This is a genomic window from Janibacter limosus NBRC 16128 (assembly GCF_001570985.1).
In the GTDB taxonomy this organism is placed as follows: Bacteria; Actinomycetota; Actinomycetes; order Actinomycetales; family Dermatophilaceae; genus Janibacter; species Janibacter limosus.
This window is the reverse complement of sequence record NZ_BCSS01000085.1, coordinates 1-2,667: the sequence shown is the minus strand read 5'-3', so window position 1 is coordinate 2,667 and position 2,667 is coordinate 1. Positions and strand designations below refer to the sequence as shown.

Annotated in this window: 4 protein-coding genes; 3 read left to right on the top strand and 1 reads right to left on the bottom strand. The window is 68.1% G+C overall.

Annotation, left to right across the window (positions count from 1 at the left end; all coding sequences use genetic code 11):
- Nucleotides 1-514: dTDP-glucose 4,6-dehydratase (locus JLI01S_RS16410; protein WP_157075029.1), on the top strand; the 514-nt coding region annotated here is incomplete at its 5' end.
- 40 nt (nt 515-554) lie between these two features.
- A complete protein-coding gene (locus tag JLI01S_RS16405; protein WP_068266722.1) occupies nt 555-881 on the top strand; it encodes a low molecular weight phosphatase family protein in 327 nt (108 codons plus the stop codon).
- Between the two features lie 151 nt (nt 882-1,032).
- Here JLI01S_RS16405 and JLI01S_RS16400 read toward each other — a convergent pair whose 3' ends face one another.
- Entirely contained in the window at nt 1,033-1,668 is a 636-nt protein-coding gene (locus JLI01S_RS16400) for a hypothetical protein (protein WP_068266719.1), read from the bottom strand.
- A gap of 249 nt (nt 1,669-1,917) precedes the next feature.
- Between JLI01S_RS16400 and JLI01S_RS16395 the strand changes: the two genes are divergently transcribed.
- The coding region (locus JLI01S_RS16395; RefSeq protein WP_157075028.1) for a dTDP-4-dehydrorhamnose 3,5-epimerase family protein at nt 1,918-2,667 on the top strand (750 nt) is incomplete at its 3' end.

Below are 2,667 nucleotides of genomic sequence, written 5' to 3'. Positions count from 1 at the left end.
TTCCTTCGGGGTCGAGGCGACGATCTCCAACTGCTCCAACAACTACGGCCCGCGCCAGCACGTGGAGAAGTTCATCCCTCGCCAGGTCACCGAGGTCATCGACGGACGGCGGCCGCGGCTCTACGGCGACGGGCTCAACGTGCGAGACTGGATCCACGTCGATGACCACAACAGTGCCGTGTGGTCGATCATCGACCGCGGGCAGATGGGGGAGACCTACCTCATCGGTGCTGACGGGGAGGTCGACAACCGGACGGTGGTGGAGTCGGTGCTGACGCTGATGGGACGTCCGGGTGACGAGCTCGACCATGTCACCGACCGTCCGGGGCACGACCGTCGCTACGCCATCGACTGGACCCGGCTGCGTGAAGAGTTGGGGTGGCAGCCGCAGTACCGGGACTTCAGCTCGGGGCTTGCGGCGACGATCGACTGGTACCGGGCGAACGAGGCGTGGTGGCGCCCGCAGAAGGCCGCTGCCGAGGAACGGTACGCGCGGTCAGAGCGGGTGCTGTAGCCCCCTTCGCGCTCCATGAGGTGGGGCAGGGCGGCATCGCGTGCTGCGGGGACTCTCGCTGACGGTCGAGGTGCCGACATGTTGTGGCCATGAGTGTGCGTCTGCTGACCGTCTGCACCGGCAACATCTGCCGATCCGCTATGCCCAGCTCGCCCTGCAGGCTGGTCTCGACGAGGTCCGTCCGGGGGCGTTCGAGGTCGCCAGGGCCGGCACCGGCGCTCTGGTGGGCAATCTCTTCGACCCCGGCTCCGCGAGCATCCTTGACTCTCGTGGGATCGCCCACGAGGGAATTACCGCGCGGCAGATCCCCGGTCAGTCACCGCAAGATGGTGTTGTCGTACTCGCCCACCAGCAAGCGGCGCAATAGACTTTGCCGATGCGCGAGAGCGTGGGCTATGCCGCGGCGCGGACGGCGCTGACTCGATGGTCGTCGAGGTCGAGGCTCAGAGCCCGGGATCACAGCCGACGAAAGGCAATTCTGACGATGTGGCGGGAGGCTGCTGCTCACGCCTCAGCCGTCAACCGGCTTTTGGCCTGATCCCGATGTTGGCGTCGTCCGCGGTGCGCGCGAGCCCGCGCGCTGCCCTGTCTGTTGCTGGACCCGCGGGATGCTGCCGAGCCAGTGCAGCGGCGGTCAGTCCCCGGGCGCAGTGCCCGTCAGCCACCATGGCCGACTCGATCGCGGTCAGCAGGTGAAGCGGGTCGGTGACTCCCAGCTGCCACCAGCCGAAGGGAGAGGTGTCCGTGTCCGTGCTGTACCGATGGTCCCGGCTGTGTGGCTGGTTGTTCGGCCGACACACCGGCCCGTTGATCAGCACGAGTGGCGGACGTGCCGCCCACTCCAGCAGACCCCGTGGTGTCCATGTGCTCACCTGGCGCGGAGCAGCGCTGATGAGTACCCGCCCCGGGTCGATGGTCTCCCAAGGGATGAAGGCCTCCACCACATCGTCCCGACCTCGCAGCGCCAGGCCGTGCTGGTGGATGTCGTACCGGGATCGGCGCGCGAGCGATGCGATCACCAGGCCCACCAGCATCACGAGTGTGGCGACGACGAGGGACAGCAACCCGAGGTCGCGCACGAAATGCTCCCGGGAACCCAGCGTCATGCGCACGATGCCCAGCACGAGCAAGAGATCGACTGCGAGCACGGCCATCCGGCGCCACCACCGGATCGATACACCGCCACGCTGGCGATCTATCAACGGACCCGGATCTCTCTCCACGAGTCCCGACGGATCCGTCGGGAAGCTGCGATCGTGCGTCACCGCAGAGATCCCCCGTTCGCCTATCGACAGTGCGTCCGTGATCATACAAGAACGACAGTTCTCAGTGCAGACCGTCTCGTTCTCAGCACGCTCGGCGACTGACGGTGCGGAGTCGGTCACCACCGGTAGCCTCCGACCATGGACCTGACCATCGAGCAGACCCCGATCCCCGGTCTCCTCGTCGTGCGTCGGCCCGTGCGCCGTGACTCGCGCGGGTGGTTCACGGAGGCGTGGCAGCGGGACAAGATGACGGCGCTCGGGTTGCCGGACTTCGGCCCGGTCCAGCACAACGTGTCGCACAACGCCGCTCGCGGCTCCACGCGCGGGGTGCATGGCGAGCCGTGGGACAAGTTCGTCACCGTCGTCCACGGCCGCGTCTTCGGTGCGTGGGTCGACCTGCGGGCGGGGGAGAGCTTCGGCGCGACCCACTCGATCGAGATCGACGAGACGGTCGCGGTCTATGTGCCGCGCGGCGTGGGCAACTCCTACCAGGCGCTCACCGACGGATGCGTCTACTCCTATCTCGTCAACGAGCACTGGCGCCCGGACCTCGTCTATCCCGCGCTCGCGCTCGATGACCCGACGGCGGCCATCGGCTGGCCGATCCCGCTGTCTCAGAGCGAGATCAGCGACAAGGACAAGGCGAACCCGGTGCTCGCCGAGGTCACTCCCTTCGCGCCCCGTCCCGCCCTGGTGCTCGGGGGCAGCGGGCAGGTGGGCCGGGCCCTGCTGCGGCTCCTGCCGGATGCGGTGGCGCCGACCCGGGCCGAGCTTGATCTCACCGACCCAGTCGCGGTGGAGGCGTACGACTTCAGCGGGCACGACCTCGTGATCAACGCGGCGGCGATGACGGCGGTCGACGCCGCGGAGACGCCAGACGGCAGCCGG

What these genes read in the sequence shown, in the direction of transcription:
- JLI01S_RS16400 (WP_068266719.1), bottom strand. Translation starts at nt 1,668, where the DNA reads ATGGCCGTGCTCGCAGTCGATCTCTTGCTCGTGCTGGGCATCGTGCGC.